Raw genomic sequence first — 23,701 nt, forward strand, 5'->3', positions numbered from 1 at the left:
ATATTTAAAAGCCAGGCTTCCATACCAGCTTTATAAATATCCTTTTCAGATATTAGATGTAATCCCCCATAGGTACAGACAACTAAGATACTGTTTTATTCCTAATTGCCCAAGCTCCAGGATAAAAGCAGGGCTTCACCAACTATAGTATTCAAACAGCTTATAAATTAATCAATTATTTAATTGATTAATCAGGCAAAGCGTCTGCGAAGCCATTTACGAATTGGCTCATCATACCATTTGAGGCTGATATAGGCAAAAAGGATGCTTCCAAATAAAATCAACAGCGCATAGGGCAAGGCCTCCAGAAAGGTGACTCCTTTATTGTTGCTGATCCAGGCCACATAGAAATAAACAAACGGGTAATGTACCAGATATAATGGATAGGAGATATCACCCAGAAACTTGCATATTTTGCTTTCCGCCTTTCCCTGGATAACACCGCTGGCTCCCAGATATACAATCAAAGGAAAAACAATGATGATACAAAAGGATTCATAAAGGCCGTTTAACCAAAGATGCTCCGCTCCCCCAATTCTGGGCATATAAAGTACCACTATAACCAGTAAGCTGCACCATAAAAAGGCATTTTTTATTCGGGTGGGTTTAGCCACTCTGGACATTAAGAGTCCGGCAAAAAAAGGATACATGGTTCTGATAAAACCGATATAAACCTGCTCTGTATTTAAGGTCCATCCACCACTGACATCCCCGTTGGAACTGGTAATTGCCATATGAGCCAGCGCAATGGCGGCAATCACGACAAAAATGCTCAAAGACTTTTTGGAAAATTTACGAATAAACAGCGCATACATGATATTGGCGATGTATTCAAAAAATAAGGACCAGCCGACGCTGTTGAGCGGATGCATTTCTTCCCAGCCTCTAATATCAAGGGAGAGTGGTACGGGGAGCACCGTATAACCAATGAACAATACTAACAGTAACTTCCAGAGCGGGACTGTATGAATGAGCGGCCATAAGGCGGAATCTGTATAATAAAAACCAATGGCCCCAAGGGTCATCCCAAGTATAACCATGGGCTGCAATCTTTCAACCCTGCGCTTAAAAAACGTTCCTACTGTCATCTTAGGCCAGCGGTCGTCATAAGCATAGCCAATGACGAAACCGGAAAGTAAAAAAAAAAATCTACTGCCAGATAACCATGATTGACCAGAATATCCAGATGCCCCGTGCCCAAAGGTTCAGTCAGGTGAAAAGTCACCACAATGATGGCTGCCACACCTCTTAATCCGTCTAAAATCTGATAATGGGGTTTCGTTGTAATGGATTTCTGATTCATGCTTTTATTACCGGACTGATTATACAATAATTATAAAAGGGTAAATTTATTTAAATCCCAAGCAATTGACCGGGCAATTCGTCTCAAAAAATAGGCAGATTGTCTCATTAATAGGACACGGATAAAGGCAGGTCATGAAAACTGCATTCCAGTCATCCTGAATTCCGGGACACCGGTTCCCGTATTTTCCGTAATCCTTAAAAAAATATTCACAGAAAACCAGTAACTTGTAGCGTATCATTGCAGGAAGCAGGAAAAAATAAAAAAACCGATAATCTCTGTCACAGTAAAAAAGAACAATAATAAAAATTTCCCGAAAGATGAACATCACCGAATATTTAAACATTTTACGCAAGCCAGATAAACTCTGGTTATTCTCAAGGGAAAGGACGGCAGAAAAAATTAATGCCTTAGCCATAATTGCTGCCAGGGATGAACCCGCCTTCATCTACTATTTAATTGATTTATTAAAATCTAATAACAAGGAGGTAAGAGAAGCCATCAGCCGGACTATCATTCATTTATTCAAGCAAATTAAGCATAAAAACGAGTATTATAATACGCTAAAAAATTGCAATATTTTTAAAAGCGACCTTCACTATTTTGAGGCGGAATTTTCAAAAGAGGTATCCATAGAATTGCTGGCAATTAGTTCATTAAACGGCAATGGCCACATTAGAGAAGAAGCCGTAAAAAAGCTGGCACAGGCAAAACATATAAGGGCCGTCCCTTTTTTAATCTACCGGTTAGCGGATTGGGTGGCACCTGTCAGACAGGCTGCCATGGACGGTATTAAAAACTATCTAAATATCTCCTATATCGACAGCCTTATCCATCACCTACCTCTATTCGAATGGGTCAGAAGAACCGAAAGAACAGACATAGGTCCCATATATCACGAGATAATTGATTTTATAGTTAAAAGCAATAGAAACTATATAATATCAAATTATAAAAAATACCCGGAGAAGCTCCGATTAATATTAGCCAAACATATTTCCTCCACACTTAATAACAATTCAATAGAATTAGGTCTTCTTTTGGCAGATAAAAATTTTCTGATCCGCAAACTCACCCTCCATCATTTCGATAAACTTGGTAAAAATGAGATCCATCAATTACTACTGGACAAATCCTCCACTATTCGACTGGAGACTTTATATCATTTAAAAAACAGCATTGAGTTTACGGATACTATTCAATTATTTTTAGCAGACCCCTCAGGGACCATAAGAAGTTACGCAAGAGCAGCACTTAGTCAGTTCCCCATTCATTTTGAGGCTAGATATTTAAAAAATCTAAATGAGGGCAAACAAATCATTGGATCTTTATGCGGATTGGCAGAGATACAATCCAGTAAGTTTCCAGAAATTGTGGAACACTATCTGGATTATCCTGTTCAAAAAGTCAGAAAAGCAGCCTTTATTGCACTTTGCAAAGTGGATAGAGAAAAGGCATATCCGTATGCGATTGCCAACCTGGGGACAGATTACATTGGGCTAAGACGTAGGATCATTGATTATTTATCTACCATACCCCGTCAGGAGGTACTTGAAAAAGCCAGGGCATCCTTCCAGAATGGAGACAATCATCTAAAAGCATCAATGCTTAATCTTTTTAGTTTGATTGGAAACTGGGTAGCCCTTCCGGACTTAATGCTTGGAACAATTAGTGAAGAGGAAAATCTGCGCTTATTATCATGTAATTACCTCCTAGTCTGGCAAAAAAGGGCCACAAACATGTATACTAAACCTACGTCAAAAGACCTTGAAAGAGCGAACAAAGTGTTTCAATATGTGTTTGAAACACATGAAACCAAGCAATATTTTAAAACAAACCCCGTAGCAGGACTAGACTTTTATTTCTCAGCGTAACTGCTGATCCACCTTTAATAAAAAGAACAACCATGTCAACAAGACGATTTGATGTGTTACTAGATGATAAAAAGATCGGCTGGACCTTCCTTGAAAATGCGGATGCTCCAATGGGCGTCGTTACAGGCCGAATATATTTTATTGATATAGATTCTGGTTATGGGTTTTTAAAAGCCTATTGTGAAGAGCACTGCATTGAAATCATTACAGAAAATCCGGATCAGCAATTAATTGCCACCTCTGCCATGGCTCCTCTGAGCGTTGTCAGTCCTGAAGGCATAGAAATTAAAGGTCAAAGTGTAAATATAGAAGGAATGGACCAGGACTATTTTGAAATCTTTATTTTAGGCATTCCTTATCCTTTTTTCGAACAACAGTTTGGTCATCACGTAAATAAATATCGCGGGGAGTGAATCCTGATATCTTTTGATGCAGCATAATTATAGATGTAAACAAGATTAAATCGCGTGCCACTATGCGGTAAAAAATCTTTTGAACCGACGAAACCCTATTTCGATAATTATTGTTCAATCGTCTTGCAATTAGAACAAGTTGCTTAACATAAGTAAGCGAAATCAGGCAGACGCGTTGCCTATCTCCAATAGTACCAAACATTCTTTAAATCCATGAAATGCTATTTTAGCAAGGCCTATCAAAAATCAAATAATTTTACCGTCACAATATTCAGTCCCTAAATTCCAGAAAAATTCCCCAACTACACCTAACAGGACTCCAATGTTACATCATCATATTAATGTTTGAAAAAAACAGGAAGATAGCCCAGAATAAAAAAAATAAACTATATTATTCGTAGGAGAAAATAAACTATCCTTAGCAGAGGCTTATGCTTAGGACTTCTAATCCCTTCTAAAGAACCCTGAAATTGATACCAAATAACCGAAGGGTCAAATCTTTGGATGACTTTCTAAGTAAATTTTCAATCCTTGTTCCATTTTTCGAGAAAAGGATCCTATATAAGCATATCCTCATTCCAGTACAATTTAATTGACATTAAATTACACAACTATTTATATTGTATTTCCAAAAAATATACAAAAATTCACCACGTTTCTTTGGACAGGTAAAAAAATTTGAATAACAAAAGGTACTCGATCCAATATAAAGCATTTATTTTAAATTATAATACATATGAAAAATAACTTTAGTTTCAAAATACGTCCGTTTTGACAGTCCTCAAATGTAAAATTTCCCTCACCTTTGAAGTAGAGAAGAAAATAAGGGATAATTAATCGATCTGAAACCCCACCTAAATAAAAAAGCACGCAACTCCTTAAGTACGCTCAAATTGAATATTTCACAAAAGGGAAAAATGAATCACAAGCAAATCATATCAACCATTAGTGCTCTATTGATAAATTTAGGGACATACCCAGCACTAAGTAAATTATGTGAATTTACTACATTTGCTTCCCTGCTTAAATTACAGCCACTTCCCAAATGGTCAATTACGCCTAAACAATTGAGATTCCACATATTTGAATTTGGAATTACGACTCTTCTGTATTTTCAAGGAACTCACAAGAAAGGGTTCATCCTTTCAGCAGTTTTGATGACCATATTTACTATTTATGTCCTATTCGTATTAACAAGTACATACGGAAAAATTCCGTGTTCCTGCGCCGGATTAATTACGGCGCTGCATTGGCAAGTGCATTTAATCTTCAACATCCTTTTTACGCTCCTCAGCTTTTATGGTATATATCATCAAATACATCAAGTAAATAGTTTCACTAAGCATAACCCTATCCCTGTATAATTTATTGTTTATCTGGCCGGATAAAACAGGCAAGTAACCGAAAACCTGTAACCAAAAGAGTAGGTTTCATTTTCTAACCCAGTAACTGCGCCGCTGTAAAATCGAGCGACGGGCGAAAGCATGGAATTTATTTTTTAACAACAAAATTGTAACACTATGGTACAGTTATCTAAAGTACTCCCGGCTTGCGGATTCGTGATCGCGGTAGCCCTGGTAGGCATCACCAGCGCTTTTAAAGATGCGCCAAAAACAAATGGAAATAATTTTGCTCAGGCTTATTTCCAATTCACTGGCACACATAATCAGGAAGACAACCGGTTAGAATGGACACAAATCACGCAAGCCCAGTATGATGCGCTAGATTGTCCAGGCTCATTAAAGGGCTGTAGTATGATTGGTGATTTGAATGCATCAGACAATCACCCAGTAGAGGTATATGTTGACAACACAACGAATGAAACGCCTCAAACTGGTACGCATGTCAGTGTGGTGAACAACAAAGACAATTAATCAATTGAGTCGCCAACTTGATGGAAGGAAGGGCTCATTACGCCCTTCTTTCCTTTAATATGGCGCTCTATTTTGGATTTTGTTGCATGCCGGTCAAAGTAACTACATCAATGGGCAGAGGTAATGCGAAACCGCTACTTCCAGCATTCAGCATGAAATGTTGCTCCCCAATAACACGTTGTAATGATATATCTGCTCCTTCCTTGTTAAGCCGTTTGATATCCATCCATCGTAGGTCCCTCAGCAACAATTCTTTTCGCCTTTCGGTCAGAATATAGGTTATTGCCTCTTGCTTATTTGATGCCGTTAACTCCTCGAAGGTTCCAGATTTATATCTTTTTAGTAATAAAGCATTCAAATCTTCCATCGCCTGATCTACATTCCCTAACCGAGCTTGACACTCTGACCGAATCAGGTAAATCTCATCTAAGGCAATCCCAATGAAATAACTACTTTTCCCTGTATAAGAACCTCGAAAGGATACAGTGCCATCATTATTAGGCTTAAAAAAAAGAATTCGCCTAAGGTCATTTTCCCTATAAGTCGCATATAAGTTTGAATCCACTTTGGCCATGGTGGAATTTAATGATCCAGCAGTCGTTGCCACATCATAAAATATCACTTCCATATTAAAAGCTGTTATCGGGTAGGTTCTTGAAGAATCAATTAGATTATAGTCCAACAGGTTACCTTCAAAGATTTTGATACATGAATCTGCATATGCCCCAGCTTTCTTATACTCCCGCATTGTCAGGTATATTCTGGCAAGCAAGCCATAGGTCGCGGCCTTAGACGGCCGGGTAACAAAGGAGGGGTGAATCGGCAATAGTCTCAATGCTATTTTTAAATCATCGATTATCTGCTGATACGATTGCTGAACGCTAGCTCTTCTGGAGACTTCATTAAAATTACTGTTCCCCCGCAATGGAATCCCTAAATCCTGCTCGGCAGTTAGGCTGTCGTAAGCCAAAGACCAATTAAACAATGCCTGCTGATACGCATAGCTTCGAAAAAAAAGACCGCTTCCTTCTAGATTGTCCCAATCATCGATGTTTTGGCTATTCTTGCTAACATTGTTCAACGTTTCAAGCCCAATATTGGCTTGATACACTACATCATAGAGTCTAGACCACTCATTGTTTGATGCTCCCCGCACTATATCTCCGCCCCATGTATATAATTCCTTAAAATGTTCATCGGCTAAAGCGTTATATGCGTCTTCTGGAAGGTAGTAATTGTCTGCACTCGCTTCTCCAATTATGCTGCCCTTTTCGTTCATAATATTGTTTTGGTCGTACAATGCCTGGACATCCTTAAGCGTTGAAGGTACTACTAACTGTTTGTCTGGTTTCTTGTCCAGGTATTTCTGACATCCGCTATTCAATAATGCTGCAACGAAAATTATAAATAGAATTGATTTGTTCATGCGCTTAGTTTTAAAAATTGCATTTGATTCCGATAGTATAAGTTTTTGGCTGTGGCGTCACATCTATATATTGTGGGTCTATACCGACATCGTTCGAACGCCACAGAAGACCGAGGTTTGCGGCATTCAAATAAATTTGTAAGCTATTCAGGATATTAGGTCTTTTACTGACCTTTGGAAATGTATAGGTAAGATTAATGTATTGAATCCTAATGTAGTCGCCTTTTTCTACATTCGCTTCGGAGTACAAATAAAAAAGATCTCTATAACTATTGTCGGGATATATCATCGATGGAATATTTGTATGCTTCTCATCTCCGGGTTTCTGCCACCGCCCTGCATAGTCTGCGTTACCCGCATCCATACTGAAAAGGCCGCCATAATCAATGGATGACCTCCTGAAATAAAAACCAAAAGCACTAGTTATATTAACGTCCAATTCAAAGCCTTTCCAATCAAATGTGTTTCGTAAAGCGCCGGTATATTTCGGAATGGCTGAACCGTCATAAATCAAGTCATCTTTATCTTTTGCATTATAGATTGCTTGATAATCTTTACTTTTCTCTCCATTCAAATAACCGATGGGATCTCCTGTCATGGGGTCTAATCCCCCCCATTTATAACTGATAATTGAATACAAATCAAATCCGTTCATTGGATTAATTGTATTACCATTACTAATAAATGAGGAAGGAAGCGCCGGATTTAAATAGTAAGCTTCCGTTTTACTAACCGAATGGCTAAAAAGTAGGGTTGTATGCCACCCAAGTTCACCTTTCAAGTTACGTGTTGTTAATGATAATTCCCATCCCCGCCCTATCATAGAGGCAACATTTTTCATAATCGAAGTTCCATCACTAATTCCGGCTGTGGGGTCTATTGGCGTTATGCCATAGAGATCGGTTCCGTGTTTCAGATAATATTCAAAGCTTCCACTTATTGTATGATTTCGAGAAGCGAAATCAACAGCGATATTAGTCATAGCAATTTTTTCCCACCTAAGATCAGGATTGCCATATTGCAGTATCCTCGCCTGCTGGAAGCCACTATAGGAAGCCGGTAAATCCAGGTATTGTTCCGTGGTAACGGCAGACCTTGACGGATCAACGTTGCCGCTAAAACCATATGTGGCTCGAAACTTCAGATAAGGTATGGCATTAAAATTATAAAATCCTTCTTTAGACAGCTCCCATGCCAGTCCACCTGACCAAAGTGGTATTCCTTTGTCGTTGGCTTTTACTCCAAAAAGGTTGGACTGGTCTTTTCTCATGCTACCTGAAACAGAATATCTTCCTTTATAGCTGTAGGCCGCATTGATATATCCCGATAAGTATCGATTCGTCCGGTCAGCAAATGAGGTGCCATCGGCAATGTTTTGGTATCCGCCTAAGTAAGTGGTAAAATAGTCCACGTAGTCCACTGATTTATAGCTTAGAAAATCGTCGTCATAGCCATAAGTCGTAGCACTTCCACTAAAGGTATGCACCTGTCGAATTTCGGCTCCAGCGATAGCAGTTAGGTCGCTGTTACCCCAAGAATGATCAAAGTTTACTTGTAAGCGTCCGTTGTTGCTTTCGATGGTAGCATCTGATCTATTCAATATTCCGCCATTGGGAACGTTGTACACCAATTCGCCGAATGCGTCGAACTGAGTAAATAAATTAATCATATCCCTGGCGGCAAAACTCTGAATGTCAGAAAGGTTTTTATTTTGCGTCGACTGCCGTTCATATTGATAATAGAAGTTCAGCGACAGCATCTTATTAATTGAATATTTCCACGAGGAGTTCGCCACAATGTCACTTATGAAGGTCTTTGTAAAATCATGTTTATAATCTTGTAGTGGATAATAGTTCCAGTCAAGCAATTTACCACCACCAGCAGTATCGATAAAGCTTTGCCGGTAATTCTTCGCAAAGGACAAAGGTTGGCCTAAATTGTCGGCTAACCGTGTATAAGTATAAATTGGGCCTCCCGTGTTATTAGTCAAATAGCTATATCCGTGCGCACCTGTTTTGGAGGAAATGAGGTTTATTGCCACAGAAGAGTTTACTGATAGTCGCGGTGCTAGCCTAATCGATAGCTCAGACCGAAGTGTCGTCCGATTATTGATGCCTCCCAAATTATCCATATTCCTATCGTATCCGCCTGAAAAATAGTATGACACATTTTGCGTACCTCCACTGAAGTTAAGTGCATATTGCTGCGTGAAGGGTTTTCTGTACATATACTTTTCTAGGTCGTTCCGCACATCGTGCAGTCTTAGATCATTTATCTGTTGATCAAAATCAACAGCGGAAATCAGCCCATCCCGCTTTTTGATCAATAGTTCTACAACTGGTGATAGAGCGGGAAAAGATGAGGCACTCTCTTTATCATTGTAATAACCTTTCTCAAAAAGCATCTGTTCCACATCAATAAGATCAGAGGATGCAATAGGTCTTAGGTAAAACAGGTTCGGTTTTCCTGAAGTAATCATGTCAGCATTAAAACTGACACTCTGTTTACCGGATTGGCTTCCCTTTTTAGTAGTGATAACAATTACTCCGTTCCCAGCCCTAACCCCCCAAATACTAGTGGCAGCAGCATCTTTTAACACAGTAACACTCTCGACATCATTAGGGTTTATATTGCTGACACTACCTTCATATGTAAAATTATCAACTACAATCAATGGCGATCGCAAGCCGTTGATTGTACTAAGTCCTCTGATAGTAATTGGTTGTTGCCTATTACCGTCATTATCAAAGACGACATTGTTTGCAACACCGTTCAATCTGTCAAGTATATTCGATCCTGTCTGTTGATTTAAAATCTTACTATCCAGGTATTCATAGGATCCAGTCGCTCTTTCTTTTGAAATATGCTGATAACCAGTTTGGACAGTCACATTTTCTAATGAATAGTCGGTAGCTTCTAGATATTCTATCAAATTGTGGGGACTAGTACTATCAATTTTTCTAAATAAAATCTTATAGCCTACCATTTGGGCGACGAGCGTGTCTTCTTTGAATTTCATCGGTATAAGGGCTGTACCATTGTCGTCAGTCATCCTATGAATACCACTATTACGAAGCTCTAATGATACTCCGGGAATTGGCTGACCAGTAGAAACATCTTTTACCTTAATGGTTAAATCCTGTCCGTTTACCATATTATACATATTCAAACACAGGAAAATAAATAAAATACTTTTACTCATTGATTTTTGTTTGGTTAGTAGACAGTGGTGCTATTTTCGATTTGGGCTTTATTACACAAACCTTAAGCATTCTTCTTGCAAAAGAAATATCAAGGCCATATGGAGCTAGCGCTTTTTTCAATTTAGGAACATCTGTGAGATCGGTCGGGAGGCCGTCTATCGTGATGTGACCGGTAATACCGGTTTCATCAATTATAGGTACGGATGACTTTTCGTTCAGTGCATTATAAAAAAATCGCATAGGAAAGTTATGAATGTACCGGTTGTCATAATAATCAAAAAGAGTTGATTCAGAAGCCATTAATGTATCAAACAAAGCTTTAGTGGTGTACTTCTTTGTAAGTACCAAGCAATTGATAGGCAGAATCTGCTCTTCTACGGATAAATGAAAAGCCTTATCTAAATCTTCACGCATTCTGCTAAAGAATTCCCAGTCCTGCGACGCAGGGAGTTGTAGATCATAACAATAAATACTATCCAATAACGGAGACGACTTAATGATTCTGTTATGACTGTACTTTTTCAAAACCGGATATGCTTTGGAATACAAAATGGATAATTTTTTATTGGCACAATAAAAACACGTCATTAACCCATCAGAATTCCTGACGCTGCCTTCAGTAACTGCCTGGAAGTTATCTGTGTATCGGGTAAGAATAGAATGTTCTAGAATGTTACCTAGTGCAGCTGTATCCGTAAAAAATGGGCCCTTCGAATTAAAATTGGGGAAATCATTTTTCGTTGGTAAGCGCTTATTACTATCGGAAATGATTGATCGAATATTAACTGGAGTCAATTCTTTTGGAGAGGTAATTGCCCTAACGACTTGGTTATAAACCCATACATAGTGTGGTATCTCTCGATGTGGGAATAAGTGCGTCAGTACAGTATCTCCTGTAATTGAGGGCATTATAAGACGGGACTGTTTTTGAAATAGTTTAATAATCTTCTCATAGGTATCCCTCGTTTCTTTGGAGTTGACCAGCATGACCATAATACTATCGCCGAACTGCTTTTGCAATGTCTGAGAATGTGGAATGGCTGCCAAGCAGCTGGTACACCAAGTTGCCCAGAAATCAAAAATAATTAGTCGGTCTTTAAAGTCGGAAAGCCTAGCCGACTTTGCTTTGTAATTAACAATACGACTAAGCGTTAAATTGGGGATGGTATCTCCGATCGTTAGCGGGGTAATTTTCTGCGAGAAAATGTTCGAAAAAAACAAGGCTCCGCCCAACAAGCATAAAAGCTTTTTCATTTGGCATTGATAATTAATCAGTTAAGAATATGATGAAATAAAAGCCAGGATTGGCAGGCTGCAAAGTACATGAGAAAAAAAACAGCCCGCCCAGCCCAGCAAAAGCTAGATCGGGTTTTTGGGCTTAATAGCAAATAAGATCCAGTAAGACACTAAATCCGCCATAATAGCCCGCTTTATAATGGAGACTGGAAGCAATATGAGGCCAGTTATTAACAATCTGTTCTGTTTCTTCAAAGAAAAACAGAAATATTAATTTTTTTCAATAAATTTGTTTGACTTTTATGCCAATTTGGTTGACAATTATATTATCTTCGATCAAAATATTAATCAAATGAGTAGCAAGGAGGAAGCAACACAATTGTTGAATGATGAAAATCATGTAGGCCATAATATTCAACGAATAAGAGTTTATATGGGTATTAAACAAGACACACTGGCCCATGAACTTAATTTAACCCAACCCCAAATATCACTTTTAGAACAACAAAAGGAAATTGACGATGAAACTTTACAGAAGATATCCACTGTATTAGGTGTTTCTCCTGAATTAATTAAGAAATTTAATGTAGAAAAAGCAATTTATAATATTAGTAGCAATAATTATAAAGAGGCAACTATTAATGAAGGTGCTAATACTTATGCAATTTCGCAACAGAATAACCCACCAGATATTGTTATTGATCTATACGAAAGATTATTAAAAAGTGAAAGGGAAAAATTAGAAATTTTATTGAATAGAAAAAACTAATCAAACTTCAAAAATTTAAATTATGGATGATTTACAAATGACTGAGCCATCGAAACATATTGGACGAAAAATAGGTAGTGTTAGACGTCTTGTAGGGTTGTCTCAAACTGCTCTGGGAGAAAGGCTGGGAATGACAAAACAAGCCGTTTCTAAATTGGAACAGACTGAAAATATAGATGAAAAGCGTTTAAAAAAAATCGCTGAGGCTCTGGGTGTTACTGAAGATGGACTTAAAAAATACAATAGTGAAAGAGTTTTATATTTTACAAACAATTTCTATGAAAATTCAAACGCCAAAATTGAAAGTGGGCTAAATGGTCATGTAGAAAATATTAATTCTTTTTCAATAGAACAGGCCGTTAAACTATTTGAAGAACTTATTAAAATAGAAAAAGCAAAATTCGACAAAGTCCAAGGGACAAAAAAATAGACCAGGCATAAAATTGGGTAAACCATTCAAAAATATTACCATGGATACCTGCTTAATAGAACTGACAAATAATAATGCTTGCCGGCTCTTAAAAGATCTGGAAGATTTAAACATAATCAAGATTCTTCGACGAGGTAGAGATCAAAAAGATGAGCAACCAGCAGGCAATGCCGGCCAGTTCAGAGGCGAATTAAACCTTTCAGATGAGCAATACAAAGACTTTCAGACACATTCAAAAAATATACGTGGCGAATGGCCGAAGAGTATTTAATAGATACCAATGTAGTAATTGACTATTTGGGAAACAGGCTTCCTTCAACTGCGGCCTCCAAATTAGAAGGAGCGCCACTTAGTATCCTAACAATAACAAGAATGGAGTTGTTAGCTTGGCGCAACAAGTGAACAAATCGCTGTACTTGAAAATTATATAAATAATTGCAATATTCATAAACTAAAGGAACCGACTATACTTAAAGCAATTGAAAATTAGAAAGAAGACTAAGTTGTCTGATGCCATTATATCGCCACCCCGTTGCCAATAATCTGATTCTTGTCACACGTAATTTGGATGATTTTTAAAATCTTAATGGTTTACGGATGGTTAATTCTTGAAATCTTGCCTCAACCACTACATAAGGGAAATTGTCTAAGATTATTTTTACTCAAAAGTAAAGGTCATTTAGATTTCCTCTTTTTTTAGACAAAGTATGTAAGAAATGGAAAATAAAAATATCATTAAGAAAATCAAGGCCCAAAAGGTCAAGATTAAAGCTATCCGGCAGGGTTGGAAACCATTATCCGAAGCGGAGGCAATAGATTTGAAAAATGAATTATCTAAAAAGAAAGAAATAAAGACCTTGCTTTTAAATAAGGAAAATTGTCTATTCCCTGATTTAGAGCATTAGAAAAATGAGATCTTGGCAAAGCTTACAAAAGAATATCCATCCATAAAATTTACGGTTTCATAATAATTTGTACAGTTTAGAATAAACGTCCCAGGCTTTCATCCGTAACAGGCAGTGTAAGTCCAATGGAGAGCTTCCTCATACCGGCTGTAATTAATGCCGCCGGAAAGCCCTGTTGTTGCATTATTTTATCCAATTAATCAATTACCGGGTGCCAATTTTATTGACAAAACTGAAAATGTGTATCAAATAAAAAACCACTTACGTTTTTTAATGTGTAAGTGGTTCATTCTAAGTGACCCCGCAGAGACTCGAACTCTGGGCCCGCTGATTAAGAGTCAGCTGCTCTACCAACTGAGCTACGGAGTCAATTGAGGCTGCAATTTCAGTAAATATTTTCTTTATTCCAAATACCAGATTAAAATTTATCAGGGGGTTCAGGGTAAATTCCACTGTTTATAAGGCTTTCAGATATTTATAATTAGTTTTTTCACGGCCTGATTATTCCCCCGGCCCATCAGGAATTGTAAAATATTTTTTTGGTCACCGATTTCCTATTACCTTTGCAGCAGTTCTTTAAAGAATCTTATCAAGAAAGGCAGAGGGATTGGCCCGATGAAGCCTTGGCAACCTCACTCAGGTGAAAGGTGCCAAATCCAACCGAACAGGGTGTGCGAACACCCGACGGGTAGATAAGTCAGCGTTAAACTTAAAATTGGTTTCAATTAATCATACTTGAGCTTGCCTGACTTGGCAGGCTTTTTTTATGCAATTTGGGCAACTTTTCAAGTTAGCCTACCTACTCTTCTCTTTTCTAATTGGTTTACTTCAGGCTAGTAATAAACGGTCATCAGAATACCCTTTATAATTGCTTAACAAGCATTTATAACAGATTTACAACTAGTTGTAAGTTTTACGGATAAGTTCTTTGCGTATTTTATTTGGTAATTAGAAAATTAATCTATTAAATTTGTGGTGTAAAAGATGCAAATAACAACAAATATACAATCCATTCGTATGAAGTACATTATGCCAGTAATGTGCTGTTGTTGTATGTGTATGGGCGCATAAGCTTTTGTAGCTGCGCTATCTCCACCATTGGGCATATTCAAGCCTTTCATAGAATTTTTCTGTTTTTCTTTTGCTAAACTTCTAAATTTTACTTTCGATGAGTAAACTTAAATTTGAAACCCTGCAAGTGCATGCAGGTCAACCCGTTGAAGCTACAACGCTTTCACGCGCGGTGCCAATTTACCAAACAACTTCTTTTGTATTCAATGATGTTGCACATGCAGCCAATTTATTCGGCCTGAAAGAATTCGGGAATATCTACACCCGTATCATGAACCCGACAACTGATGTATTTGAGCAGCGGATTGCTGCGCTGGAAGGCGGCGTTGCCGCTGTGGCCACAGCCTCCGGTATGTCAGCCCAGTTTCTTGCACTTACGAACATATTACAGGCAGGAGATAATTTTGTTTCCTCCCCATATCTATACGGAGGCACTTTTAATCAGTTTAATGTCTCCTTTAAAAGATTCGGCATTAAGGTTAAATTCTCTGACGGCGACAGCCCGGAAGCATTTGAAGCCCAGATCGACGAGAACACAAAAGCTATCTATCTGGAAACCCTGGGTAATCCGAGGCTTAATATTCCGGATTTTGAAAAAATAGCCGCTGTAGCTCAAAAGCATAACCTGCCCTTTATCGTGGACAACACCTTCGGAGCTGGCGGGTATCTGTTCCGCCCGTTCGAATGGGGCGCTAATGTCATTACCCATGCTGCCACCAAATGGATTGGCGGCCATGGCACTTCCATTGGCGGGGTGCTGATTGATGGCGGAAACTACGACTGGGGGAATGGTAAATTCCCGGCATTCTCAGAACCTTCTGAAGGCTATCACGGTCTTAAGTTCGCTGAGATTTTTGGGGTAAACAACCCACTGGGCCTCCCCAATATCGCCTTTGCCATCCGGGCCAGAGTGGAAGGTCTCAGAGATTTCGGACCTGCACCCAGCCCTTTTAACTCCTTCTTACTGACTCAGGGCCTGGAAACCCTCTCTCTTAGAATGGAGAGAACTGTCTCCAATGCCCTGGCCCTGGCCAAATGGCTGGAAGCGAATGACCAGGTAGAGTTTGTATGGTATCCGGGACTTGAAAGCAGCCCTTATTATGAGCTATCGCGAAAATACCTGCCCAATGGCGCCGGCGGCGTTCTCAATTTCGGGGTAAAAGGAGGCAATGAACAAGCCCAGAAAGTCATCAACAACCTTAAACTGGCTTCTTTATTGGCCAATGTCGGAGATGCCAAGACCCTGGTTATCCATCCGGCCTCTACTACTCATGAACAATTAAGCGAAGAAGAGCAAAAAGCAGCAGGCGTGTTGCCCAATCTGATTCGTGTTAGCGTGGGTATAGAACATATAGATGATATTATTGAAGATTTCAGTAGAGCTATAGCCGCACTGGACTAAAGATATAATGCGTAGTGTCTTCCAACAGACACTACGCTTATTTACATACAAATGGAACAAACAATACAAGTGGATCAACTTATTTACCAACACTCGGAACCTATTACGCTGGAAAGCGGAGTGGTGCTGCCGAGCTTTCATTTACAATACACGACCTATGGTACTTTAAATGAACGGAAGGACAACGTCGTATGGGTTTTCCATGCCCTGACAGCCAGCAGCGAAGCTGCTGACTGGTGGCCAGGCCTTGTCGGAGATCAAAAAGTCTTTGACCCCCAAAATCACTTTATTATCTGTGCCAATATGCCAGGCAGCCATTATGGTAGCAGCTATCCATTAGACACAGATCCTGATACCGGTGCTCCCTATTACCATGATTTTCCATTATTTACGCTGAGAGACATGGTACTTACTTATCAAAAGTTACGTGCCCATCTGGGTATTGATAAAATTTGGTTAGGCATCGGAGGATCTATGGGTGGCATGCAGCTGCTGGAATGGGCCATTATGGAACCTGCCCGCTTTGAAAATATCATTCCCATCGGAACCAATGCCAAGCACTCCCCCTGGGGTGTAGCCCTGAATGCCTCTCAAAGAATGGCTATTGAAAGCGACTGCACCTGGGCTTCCAGAACTGCGGATGCCGGACATAACGGCATGAAAGTCGCCCGCTCCATAGCACTGCTGTCTTATAGGGATTATACCGCCTATAACAAAACCCAAAAAGGGTTTAGCCCGGAATCAGAAGGCAAGCCGGTAGATCAACAGGTGTTCAGAGCAGAGACCTATCAGCGCTATCAGGGAGAAAAGCTCGCCAAGCGTTTTAATGCATTCAGCTATTACGCCCTGAGCCGTTCCATGGACAGCCATGACGTCGGCAGAAACAGAGGCGGCGTTGAAAAGGCATTACAGACCATTGAAGCCCGAACCCTGATCATTGGCATTTTTACAGATATATTATTTCCTCCGGATGAACAGCTTTTTCTTTCTCAACATATCAAAGACGCTGAAGTTCACATCATTAATTCAATGTATGGACACGACGGCTTCTTACTGGAGTTCGAGGCAATCGAAAAGCTCATTACGCGTTTTCTAACCCCAAAATTTTAAAGACCATGACCAGGCATAAAGAAATAACCATAGGTATGTTTGGATTTGGTGTAGTGGGTGAAGGATTATACAAAATCCTGCAACAGACCCCCTCATTAAATGCCAAAATCAAAAAATCCTGTATCAAGCATCCGGGCAAAAAAAGAAATGCGCCCGAGGAACTCTTTACAACAGACAAGGACGAGCTGCTCAATGACCCGGAGATTAATGTTATTGTAGAGGTGATTGATGATTCAGTGGCCGCCTTTGACATCGTAAGCACGGCACTTAAAAACGGCAAAGCCGTTGTCAGTGCCAGTAAAAAAATGGTAGCAGAACACCTGCAGGAACTGTTAGAATTGCAAAAACAGACCGGACAGCCTTTCTTATGCGAAGCGGCTGCCTGTGCCTCTATTCCCGTTATCCGCAATCTGGAAGAATACTATGACAACGACCTGCTGCACTCCATCAGAGCCATTGTCAACGGATCCACTAATTTTATCCTGACCAAGATGTTTGATGATAAAATAGGATTCCAGGACGCTTTGATCCTGGCCCAGCAACTGGGCTTTGCAGAAAGTGACCCAACGCTTGATATCGAAGGTTATGACGCCGTAAATAAATGGGTCATCCTGCTCAATCATGCTTATGGCATTGTCGAGACGATTGACCATGTGCTCTTTTCCGGTATTCAGAATATCCAGCTCTCTGATGCCATGGTCGCCAAAGAGAAAGGATTTGATATTAAATTAGTCGCTCAGGCAAAGACACTCCTTAATGGCAAGGTGGCCGCCTATGTACTACCAGAGTTCGTGAAGCTGGACGACCAGCTGGCCTTCGTAAAAAATGAGTTCAATGGTGTTGTCATTGAAAGTGGATTTGCAGACAGGCAATTCTTTTACGGCAAAGGTGCAGGGAGCCTGGCCACCGGTTCAGCCGTCATGAGTGATGTTTCTGCACTGCGTTATGGGTATAAATATGAATACAAAAAGCTTTATCATCATACCCCCAGAGAACTCACCAGTGATTTTTACGTAAGAGTGTATATCAGTTTTGATGATATTAAGAAAATCAAAAAGGACGATTTTGAATGGATAGAAGAATGGCATGCAGGTCTGGAAAGAAGCTATCTGACCGGAGTGATTCATTTTTCCAAATTACAAAAGGACGACTGGTGGAAAGAAAACGGCGTTTCGCTGATTCTGGCCGCAGACGGCATTATAGAGGAAATAGATTCCCGTAATGCTAAAAGACGCAGTCTGGAGCTGGCGGGTATTCACCTGTAGCCAAACGCTTCGAAGGGGGCTCTGACCAGCATATGATCAGATAGCTCCGTCTGACATATAGGTTTTATAAGTTGTGGTTTTTATAACATTCAGGCTTAAGCAAATGCAGTTCAATCAGCTGGCAGGCGCTTAAGCCTTTTTGCATTTGGCAAAACATAGCCAAATGTCATTCAGACAGCGCCTAGCTTTAACCTTTTGTCAAGGAGCCTGCCAGGCTTTTTTCATTATATTTGTCCTGCCAGTCAGGGCGTTTCACAGATGCATCCAAGCATGCATGACAATTTGTTCAATCTTTAACGTCCCACTTTCTCTGACATACTTCTCCATTATCCGGTTAAGTATTAAGCGGTCCAATCTTTTTGTTACACACATAAAAATATCAGGACATGGAACTTCAGCATTTTATTGATTTCAGGCAGATGTTACACCGGTTTCCGGATCTCTCAGGCAGCGAGACGGCTACCCGTGAACTCGTCCGGGCCTTTACTCTGCCTTTTAACCCGGACGAGATTCATGAAGTGGGCGCTGATGCAAAAGGGCTGCTTCTCACCTATAAAGGTAACACAGCCGGCAAATCCATTCTTATCCGGTCGGAGCTCGATGCCCTGCCTATTGAAGAATCCAATAATTTTTTATACAAGTCCACCTATCCCGGGAAAAGCCACAAATGCGGACATGACGGCCACATGGCCATTCTCACGAGACTGGCCTGGCTGCTGCACCGCAAGCCGCTGGACAAAGGCGCCGTTTATTTACTATTTCAACCGGCAGAGGAAAACGGCCAGGGAGCCAGATCCGTATTGCAGGACCCGGAATTTAAGCGCATCGTTACCAGCCATGACGGCAGCCTGGATGAGGTGATCGCCCTGCATAATATACCGGGCTTCCCCATAGGTCAGATACTTATTAAAGAAGGCAATTTTACACCGGCTGTCCGGTCCATCATCGTCCGGTACAAAGGCAAGACCAGTCACGCGGCAGAACCTGAGAACGGCCTTTCTTCCGCCCCTGCCTTAGCCGAGTTTTTACAAAAAGCACTCAATATGGCCAGTGCCGATCCTAATACAGCCGGCTTCTTTCTGGTCTCTCCTATTTATATGCATATGGGAGAAAAGTCCTACGGAGTAACCGCAGGAGATGGAGAGATTCATCTTACTATCCGCAGTTGGGAAAACCAGTTACTGGATAAAAGAGCCCATGAGCTGGAGCATATGGCAACAGCCATCGGTAAGGAGTATGGGCTGCAAACCCGTATTAGCTGGACCGAACAGTTTGCGGCCAATGAGAACGATGCAGCTGTTATCCTTCAGATAAAAAATGCGGCAAAAACACTTGATCTGCCTATACAAACACTCAGCCATCCCATGAAATGGGGCGAAGATTTCGGGTTATTCACCCGGCAATTTAAGGGTGCCATGTTCGGTATTGGTGCAGGTGAAAAACAGCCGGCACTTCATAATCCGGATTACGACTTTCCCGATATTTTAATTGAGCCGGCCAGTAATCTATTTGAGCAGCTTATCCGGGATTTTTTAGACACCTGATTTAAAAAAAATACGCCCTTATTTATGGAAAACACCAGCGAAATCATTTTAAACCCCACCGCCTTACAATACAATCTGGAATTTTTACGTAAAGAAATGGGGCCGGAAGTGCTTATTTCCTCCGTTGTTAAAGGCAATGCCTATGGCCACGGTATAGAAGCTTTTGTCCCTATGGCGGAGCAACTGGGCATCCGGCACTTTTCCGTATTCAGTACCGGGGAGGCTTACCGGGTAGCCAGGGTAATCCGGCAGCCTGAAACAGCCATCATGATCATGGGCGATATAGCGCCGGGAGAGCTTCGGGGCGTCATTCAGGCCGGGTTTTCTTTTTTTGTATTTGACATGCAGCGTTTAAAAGCCGCTATAATGACGGCTCAGTCTGCCGGCATACCCGCGAAAATTCATATCGAACTGGAAACCGGGATGAACCGTACAGGCTTTAGTACCACCGCTATACTAAAAGAAGTCATACCCTATTTATTAAGCCATACGGAATACTTTCAGTTAAGCGGTCTGTGTACGCACTTTGCGGGTGCAGAAAGTATCGCCAACTACCTGCGTATCGATCAGCAACAGCGAAGATTTTTAAGGGGAAGAAAGCATTTCATCCAGGCAGGTCTGTATCCGGAGCGCACGCATAGCTGCTGTAGTGCAGCAGCCATACGTCTGCCTAAAATGCGATTTAACATGGTCAGAATTGGCATCCTTCAATATGGGTTCTGGCCATCCCCTGAAATCAAAATAGAATACCTCAGAAAACACAAGCTGGCCAATTTTAATTTACACCGCGTCATTACCTGGCGAAGCCGTCTTATGTCCATCAAAAAAGTACAGATGGGCGAGTTTATCGGCTACGGTACCAGCTATCAGGCTTCTGAAGAAATTTTAATCGGTATTGTACCGGTTGGCTATAGTAATGGCTATAGCCGGATGCTCAGTAACTCAGGCAGGGTGCTGATTGACGGGGTCCGTACCAGCGTTATTGGTAATATCAACATGAATAGTTTTGCCATCTCCCTGCAACAAATTGGTACGGCTAAAATCGGCGACGAAGTTATACTGATCGGATCTGCCGGCGCCCTGGAGATCTCCGTAGCCTCATTTGGAGAACTGTCCAGTCAGCTCAACTATGAACTGCTGACCAGACTCCCAATGGATATACCAAGATTATATACCCATCCATTTGAAAGTGTAACAGATTAGACTTCGCTTAATGGAGGGTTTTTTTAAAGCTTCTTTAAGGGGGTATTTCAGATACATCCATAATTTTGCGAAGAAAATGATCAGGCTCAGGACCATTCACTCAATACAGCCGGTTTTAACACTGGCGTTTTAAATCATCACATGAAAGCATCCGTTCTCATTTTTTGCAGCTTCTTTATATTGCAGACCATTTTTAATACAGGTACTGTCCTTAGTCAACAGACACCTGTAATCGCCCCGGCTTCGCATCACTATTTGCTGGCCTTATCCAAAACGGACAAGCGGCTGGTCATAATGGACGCTTCCGATTTTAAAATCATTAAAAAATTGCCGGCAGGCCAGGACCCTCATGAAATCACCGTTTCTCAGGATGGCACCACCGCCTATATTTCCAATACAGGCAGCGGCCTTTATCATACTATAGGGGTGGTGGATCTGACCAGACTTATTCCATTACCTCCTATAGATACCAGACCTTTATTGGGGCCACACGGTCTGGCCTATATACAGAATCATCTGTATTTTACTACACAGGGAACAAAAACCATTGGCAGATACAATATCAAATCCAAACAAATTGACGGAGTCATCGGAACCGGACAGGATCGTACACATATGCTAAAAGTATCCAGGGATGGTAAACATATCTATGCGACCAATGTGGGATCCGGCAGCCTTATCGTACTGGATTATATCCAGTATCCTCCTACCGTCACGCCCATGGGCTATGCTTTGCCGACAGCAAAGCCCTACTGGGACTGGCACGCTAAGATTTTGTCCGTCGCGGCCGGTATAGAAGGTCTTGACCTGTCTGATGATCAAACGCAGGTATGGACCGCTAGTCCGGAGAATGGGAAAGTCTATATTATGGATACCCGTAAAGAATCCATACTCGATTCCATAGATGCCAATATCCTGGGCGCCAACAGAGTGCGTATGACGCAAAACAATAAGTACGTCCTGATTAGTAGTCTCAGAACCGGAGACCTCTATGTATTTGATTACGCCACCCATAAGCTGCTCAGAAAAATCCATGTCGGCACGGGGGCATCTGAAGTGCTGATCGACAAACAAGACACCCATGCATTCGTCGCCTGCACACCCGACAATTATATTGCTGTGGTCGATCTCTCCAACTGGAAGGTTACCAGGCGTATTGATATTGGGGGCCGGCCTGACGGTTTAAGCTTTGCAGATTTTTAAATCCATACAATCAGGACAATATTACTCAACCGTCACCACTACTTTTTCAACTATTACTCCCACGTCATGCATATAAACTTATTAAGACTCAAAGGCCGCTATAAACATCCCCTCTGTAGACGCCAAAACGACATGAGTGCAATGAAAAAAGTACGCCCGTTCATAATTATTCTTATTGCGCTTCTGCAGGTGCGGAGCAATGCGGCAAAAGCAAATGTGGGCTATACACCACATGTATCTTTGCCTTTGACTTCTGTGGCAAAAAAATATGTGCTGATTCTCTCCAAAAGCAGCCAGTCAGTCGTGGTTTTAGATTATAACACACTGGATAGCATCACAAGTATCCCTGTCGGAGCGGATCCTCATGAGGTTATTACAAGTCCTGACGGCAGCAAGGCTTATATTTCCCGCCCTGAGATGAATGACAGTGGCCATCACATAACGATACTAAACTTACAAAGCCTGCAAAAAGAACAGACCATCGATACCCGGCCTTTTTACATACCACATGGACTTGCCCTGCAAAGCAACCGGCTTTGGTTTACAGCGCAAGGATCCAAGGCGGTCGCGGTCTATGACTTAAACGTCAAAAAGGTGACACAGGTATTTGGGACCGGTCAGGATTTTACACATCTGATTCAGCTTCGACCGGATGGCAAAGCTTTTTATACGACCAATGTTGAATCAGGTACAGTCAGTATTTATGAACTGGAAGAGCTGCCTCCCTATATGCCCCCCACAGGCGTGTTACCACAAGGTGCCAAACCCAGGCAGGAGTGGCGCCAGACCCTGATACAGGTGGAACCGGGTTGTGAAGGCTTTGATGTTTCCAAAGACGGCAAAGAGTTATGGACAGCCAGCCCCGCCGGTAATATATTTGTCATTGACTTAGAAAATAAACGGCTCAAAAGCCGCATTCATTCGGATGTTTTAGGATTACACCGCTTAAAGATCACGCCTGACGACAAGACGGTCTGCATTGTCAGTGTCAAAACCGGAGAACTGCTATATTACAACAGGCAAACGCAGCAATTAGAGCAGACCGTTAAAACCGGTCAGGGAGCCGGCATTTACATGGATGAGCAAAAAAACAGAATGTTCCTTTCCTGCACGCCCAATAACTATGTAAGCGTGGTGGATCTGGCTACCAGAAAAGAAATCCGCCGGATACCTATTGGCAGACCTGATGGCATAACGAGCGTATCTGTAAATACCCCGAACTAACGAGTCACAGATTCATTCCTTACATCAATCCCATTATCAAAAAGAGCATTATCACAAAATAAAAAGGTTGACTTAACACTGAATACGTCCATTCAGGCAATTTAAAGAATACAACCAGTAACCGGACTTAATACAATCCCTTTATTTTCTAAAATACAGCAGGAGTAAATACGACCTGAGGAGTCATAATAAAAAATCCCGCAAATACTTTTTTTACAAGTACTGCGGGATTTTTTTATGGTATCA

20 protein-coding genes, 1 tRNA gene and 1 riboswitch are annotated in these 23,701 nt (G+C 41.0%); of the genes, 15 read left to right on the plus strand and 6 right to left on the minus strand.

Annotated features, from left to right (window positions below; all coding sequences use genetic code 11):
* Window positions 1-191: 191 nt before the first annotated feature.
* Together BLU80_RS11555 and BLU80_RS19875 are read right to left on the minus strand one after the other, a co-directional pair.
* On the minus strand, window positions 192-1,088 hold the full coding sequence (locus BLU80_RS11555; RefSeq protein WP_244518884.1) for an acyltransferase family protein: 897 nt from the start codon (window positions 1,086-1,088) through the stop codon (window positions 192-194).
* Window positions 1,085-1,303, minus strand: coding sequence for an acyltransferase family protein (locus tag BLU80_RS19875; RefSeq protein WP_244518885.1), 219 nt, complete (start codon window positions 1,301-1,303; stop codon window positions 1,085-1,087). Before BLU80_RS19875 ends, BLU80_RS11555 begins: the two co-directional genes overlap by 4 nt.
* A gap of 320 nt (window positions 1,304-1,623) precedes the next feature.
* Between BLU80_RS19875 and BLU80_RS11565 the strand changes: the two genes are divergently transcribed.
* The 4 genes from BLU80_RS11565 (at window position 1,624) to BLU80_RS11580 (ending at window position 5,464) form a co-directional block, all read left to right on the plus strand.
* Entirely contained in the window at window positions 1,624-3,177 is a 1,554-nt protein-coding gene (locus BLU80_RS11565) for a HEAT repeat domain-containing protein (protein ID WP_091398347.1), read from the plus strand.
* 32 nt (window positions 3,178-3,209) lie between these two features.
* Window positions 3,210-3,590 (plus strand): hypothetical protein, encoded by a 381-nt coding sequence (locus BLU80_RS11570; RefSeq protein ID WP_091398350.1) that lies wholly within the window; start codon window positions 3,210-3,212, stop codon window positions 3,588-3,590.
* A 917-nt stretch (window positions 3,591-4,507) separates the two neighbouring features.
* The gene (locus tag BLU80_RS20125; RefSeq protein ID WP_091398353.1) at window positions 4,508-4,954 is read left to right on the plus strand and encodes a MauE/DoxX family redox-associated membrane protein; all 447 of its coding nucleotides are present in this window, start codon (window positions 4,508-4,510) and stop codon (window positions 4,952-4,954) included.
* Window positions 4,955-5,110: 156 nt separating this feature from the next.
* Window positions 5,111-5,464, plus strand: coding sequence for a hypothetical protein (locus BLU80_RS11580; protein ID WP_091398356.1), 354 nt, complete (start codon window positions 5,111-5,113; stop codon window positions 5,462-5,464).
* A gap of 67 nt (window positions 5,465-5,531) precedes the next feature.
* Here the strand turns inward: BLU80_RS11580 and BLU80_RS11585 are convergent, their stop codons facing one another.
* Genes BLU80_RS11585 through BLU80_RS11595 form a run of 3 tightly spaced genes read right to left on the minus strand, consistent with a single transcriptional unit; the run spans window position 5,532 to window position 11,347 of the window.
* Complete coding sequence (locus BLU80_RS11585) at window positions 5,532-6,890, minus strand: RagB/SusD family nutrient uptake outer membrane protein (protein ID WP_091398359.1); 1,359 nt, start codon at window positions 6,888-6,890, stop codon at window positions 5,532-5,534.
* Between the two features lie 10 nt (window positions 6,891-6,900).
* Window positions 6,901-10,092: a SusC/RagA family TonB-linked outer membrane protein gene (locus tag BLU80_RS11590; RefSeq protein WP_091398363.1), complete on the minus strand. Its 3,192-nt coding sequence runs from the start codon at window positions 10,090-10,092 to the stop codon at window positions 6,901-6,903.
* Window positions 10,085-11,347: a TlpA family protein disulfide reductase gene (locus BLU80_RS11595; protein ID WP_091398365.1), complete on the minus strand. Its 1,263-nt coding sequence runs from the start codon at window positions 11,345-11,347 to the stop codon at window positions 10,085-10,087. Before BLU80_RS11595 ends, BLU80_RS11590 begins: the two co-directional genes overlap by 8 nt.
* A 334-nt stretch (window positions 11,348-11,681) precedes the next feature.
* Here BLU80_RS11595 and BLU80_RS11600 point away from each other — a divergent pair, with 334 nt between their 5' ends.
* The 4 genes from BLU80_RS11600 (at window position 11,682) to BLU80_RS11615 (ending at window position 13,433) form a co-directional block, all read left to right on the plus strand.
* Window positions 11,682-12,098 carry a helix-turn-helix domain-containing protein gene (locus tag BLU80_RS11600; RefSeq protein WP_091398459.1) on the plus strand — a complete coding sequence of 139 codons (417 nt, stop codon included), beginning with the start codon at window positions 11,682-11,684 and terminating at the stop codon, window positions 12,096-12,098.
* 22 nt (window positions 12,099-12,120) lie between these two features.
* Window positions 12,121-12,528: a helix-turn-helix domain-containing protein gene (locus tag BLU80_RS11605; RefSeq protein WP_091398368.1), complete on the plus strand. Its 408-nt coding sequence runs from the start codon at window positions 12,121-12,123 to the stop codon at window positions 12,526-12,528.
* 40 nt (window positions 12,529-12,568) lie between these two features.
* On the plus strand, window positions 12,569-12,799 hold the full coding sequence (locus BLU80_RS11610) for a hypothetical protein (protein WP_091398371.1): 231 nt from the start codon (window positions 12,569-12,571) through the stop codon (window positions 12,797-12,799).
* Between the two features lie 445 nt (window positions 12,800-13,244).
* Window positions 13,245-13,433, plus strand: coding sequence for a hypothetical protein (locus BLU80_RS11615; RefSeq protein ID WP_091398374.1), 189 nt, complete (start codon window positions 13,245-13,247; stop codon window positions 13,431-13,433).
* A 296-nt stretch (window positions 13,434-13,729) separates the two neighbouring features.
* Here the strand turns inward: BLU80_RS11615 and BLU80_RS11620 are convergent.
* Window positions 13,730-13,802: transfer RNA gene (locus tag BLU80_RS11620), tRNA-Lys, on the minus strand.
* Window positions 13,803-14,016: 214 nt separating this feature from the next.
* Window positions 14,017-14,132: riboswitch (SAM riboswitch) on the plus strand.
* 469 nt (window positions 14,133-14,601) lie between these two features.
* Between BLU80_RS11620 and BLU80_RS11625 the strand changes: the two genes are divergently transcribed.
* The 7 genes from BLU80_RS11625 (at window position 14,602) to BLU80_RS11655 (ending at window position 23,455) form a co-directional block, all read left to right on the plus strand.
* Entirely contained in the window at window positions 14,602-15,906 is a 1,305-nt protein-coding gene (locus BLU80_RS11625) for an O-acetylhomoserine aminocarboxypropyltransferase/cysteine synthase family protein (RefSeq protein WP_091398377.1), read from the plus strand.
* Between the two features lie 51 nt (window positions 15,907-15,957).
* The gene (locus tag BLU80_RS11630) at window positions 15,958-17,016 is read left to right on the plus strand and encodes a homoserine O-acetyltransferase family protein (RefSeq protein ID WP_170831218.1); all 1,059 of its coding nucleotides are present in this window, start codon (window positions 15,958-15,960) and stop codon (window positions 17,014-17,016) included.
* 5 nt (window positions 17,017-17,021) lie between these two features.
* Complete coding sequence (locus BLU80_RS11635; RefSeq protein ID WP_091398380.1) at window positions 17,022-18,281, plus strand: homoserine dehydrogenase; 1,260 nt, start codon at window positions 17,022-17,024, stop codon at window positions 18,279-18,281.
* Window positions 18,282-18,667: 386 nt separating this feature from the next.
* A complete protein-coding gene (locus BLU80_RS11640) occupies window positions 18,668-19,825 on the plus strand; it encodes an amidohydrolase (protein ID WP_091398382.1) in 1,158 nt (385 codons plus the stop codon).
* Window positions 19,826-19,849: 24 nt separating this feature from the next.
* Window positions 19,850-21,028 (plus strand): alanine racemase, encoded by a 1,179-nt coding sequence (alr, locus tag BLU80_RS11645; RefSeq protein WP_091398385.1) that lies wholly within the window; start codon window positions 19,850-19,852, stop codon window positions 21,026-21,028.
* 141 nt (window positions 21,029-21,169) lie between these two features.
* Window positions 21,170-22,231 (plus strand): YncE family protein, encoded by a 1,062-nt coding sequence (locus tag BLU80_RS11650; protein ID WP_091398388.1) that lies wholly within the window; start codon window positions 21,170-21,172, stop codon window positions 22,229-22,231.
* A 141-nt stretch (window positions 22,232-22,372) separates the two neighbouring features.
* Window positions 22,373-23,455, plus strand: a complete 1,083-nt coding sequence (locus tag BLU80_RS11655; protein ID WP_139188138.1) for a YncE family protein — start codon at window positions 22,373-22,375, stop codon at window positions 23,453-23,455.
* The last annotated feature ends 246 nt before the right edge of the window (window positions 23,456-23,701 follow it).

This window comes from Arachidicoccus rhizosphaerae (assembly GCF_900107765.1).
GTDB lineage: Bacteria > Bacteroidota > Bacteroidia > Chitinophagales > Chitinophagaceae > Arachidicoccus > Arachidicoccus rhizosphaerae.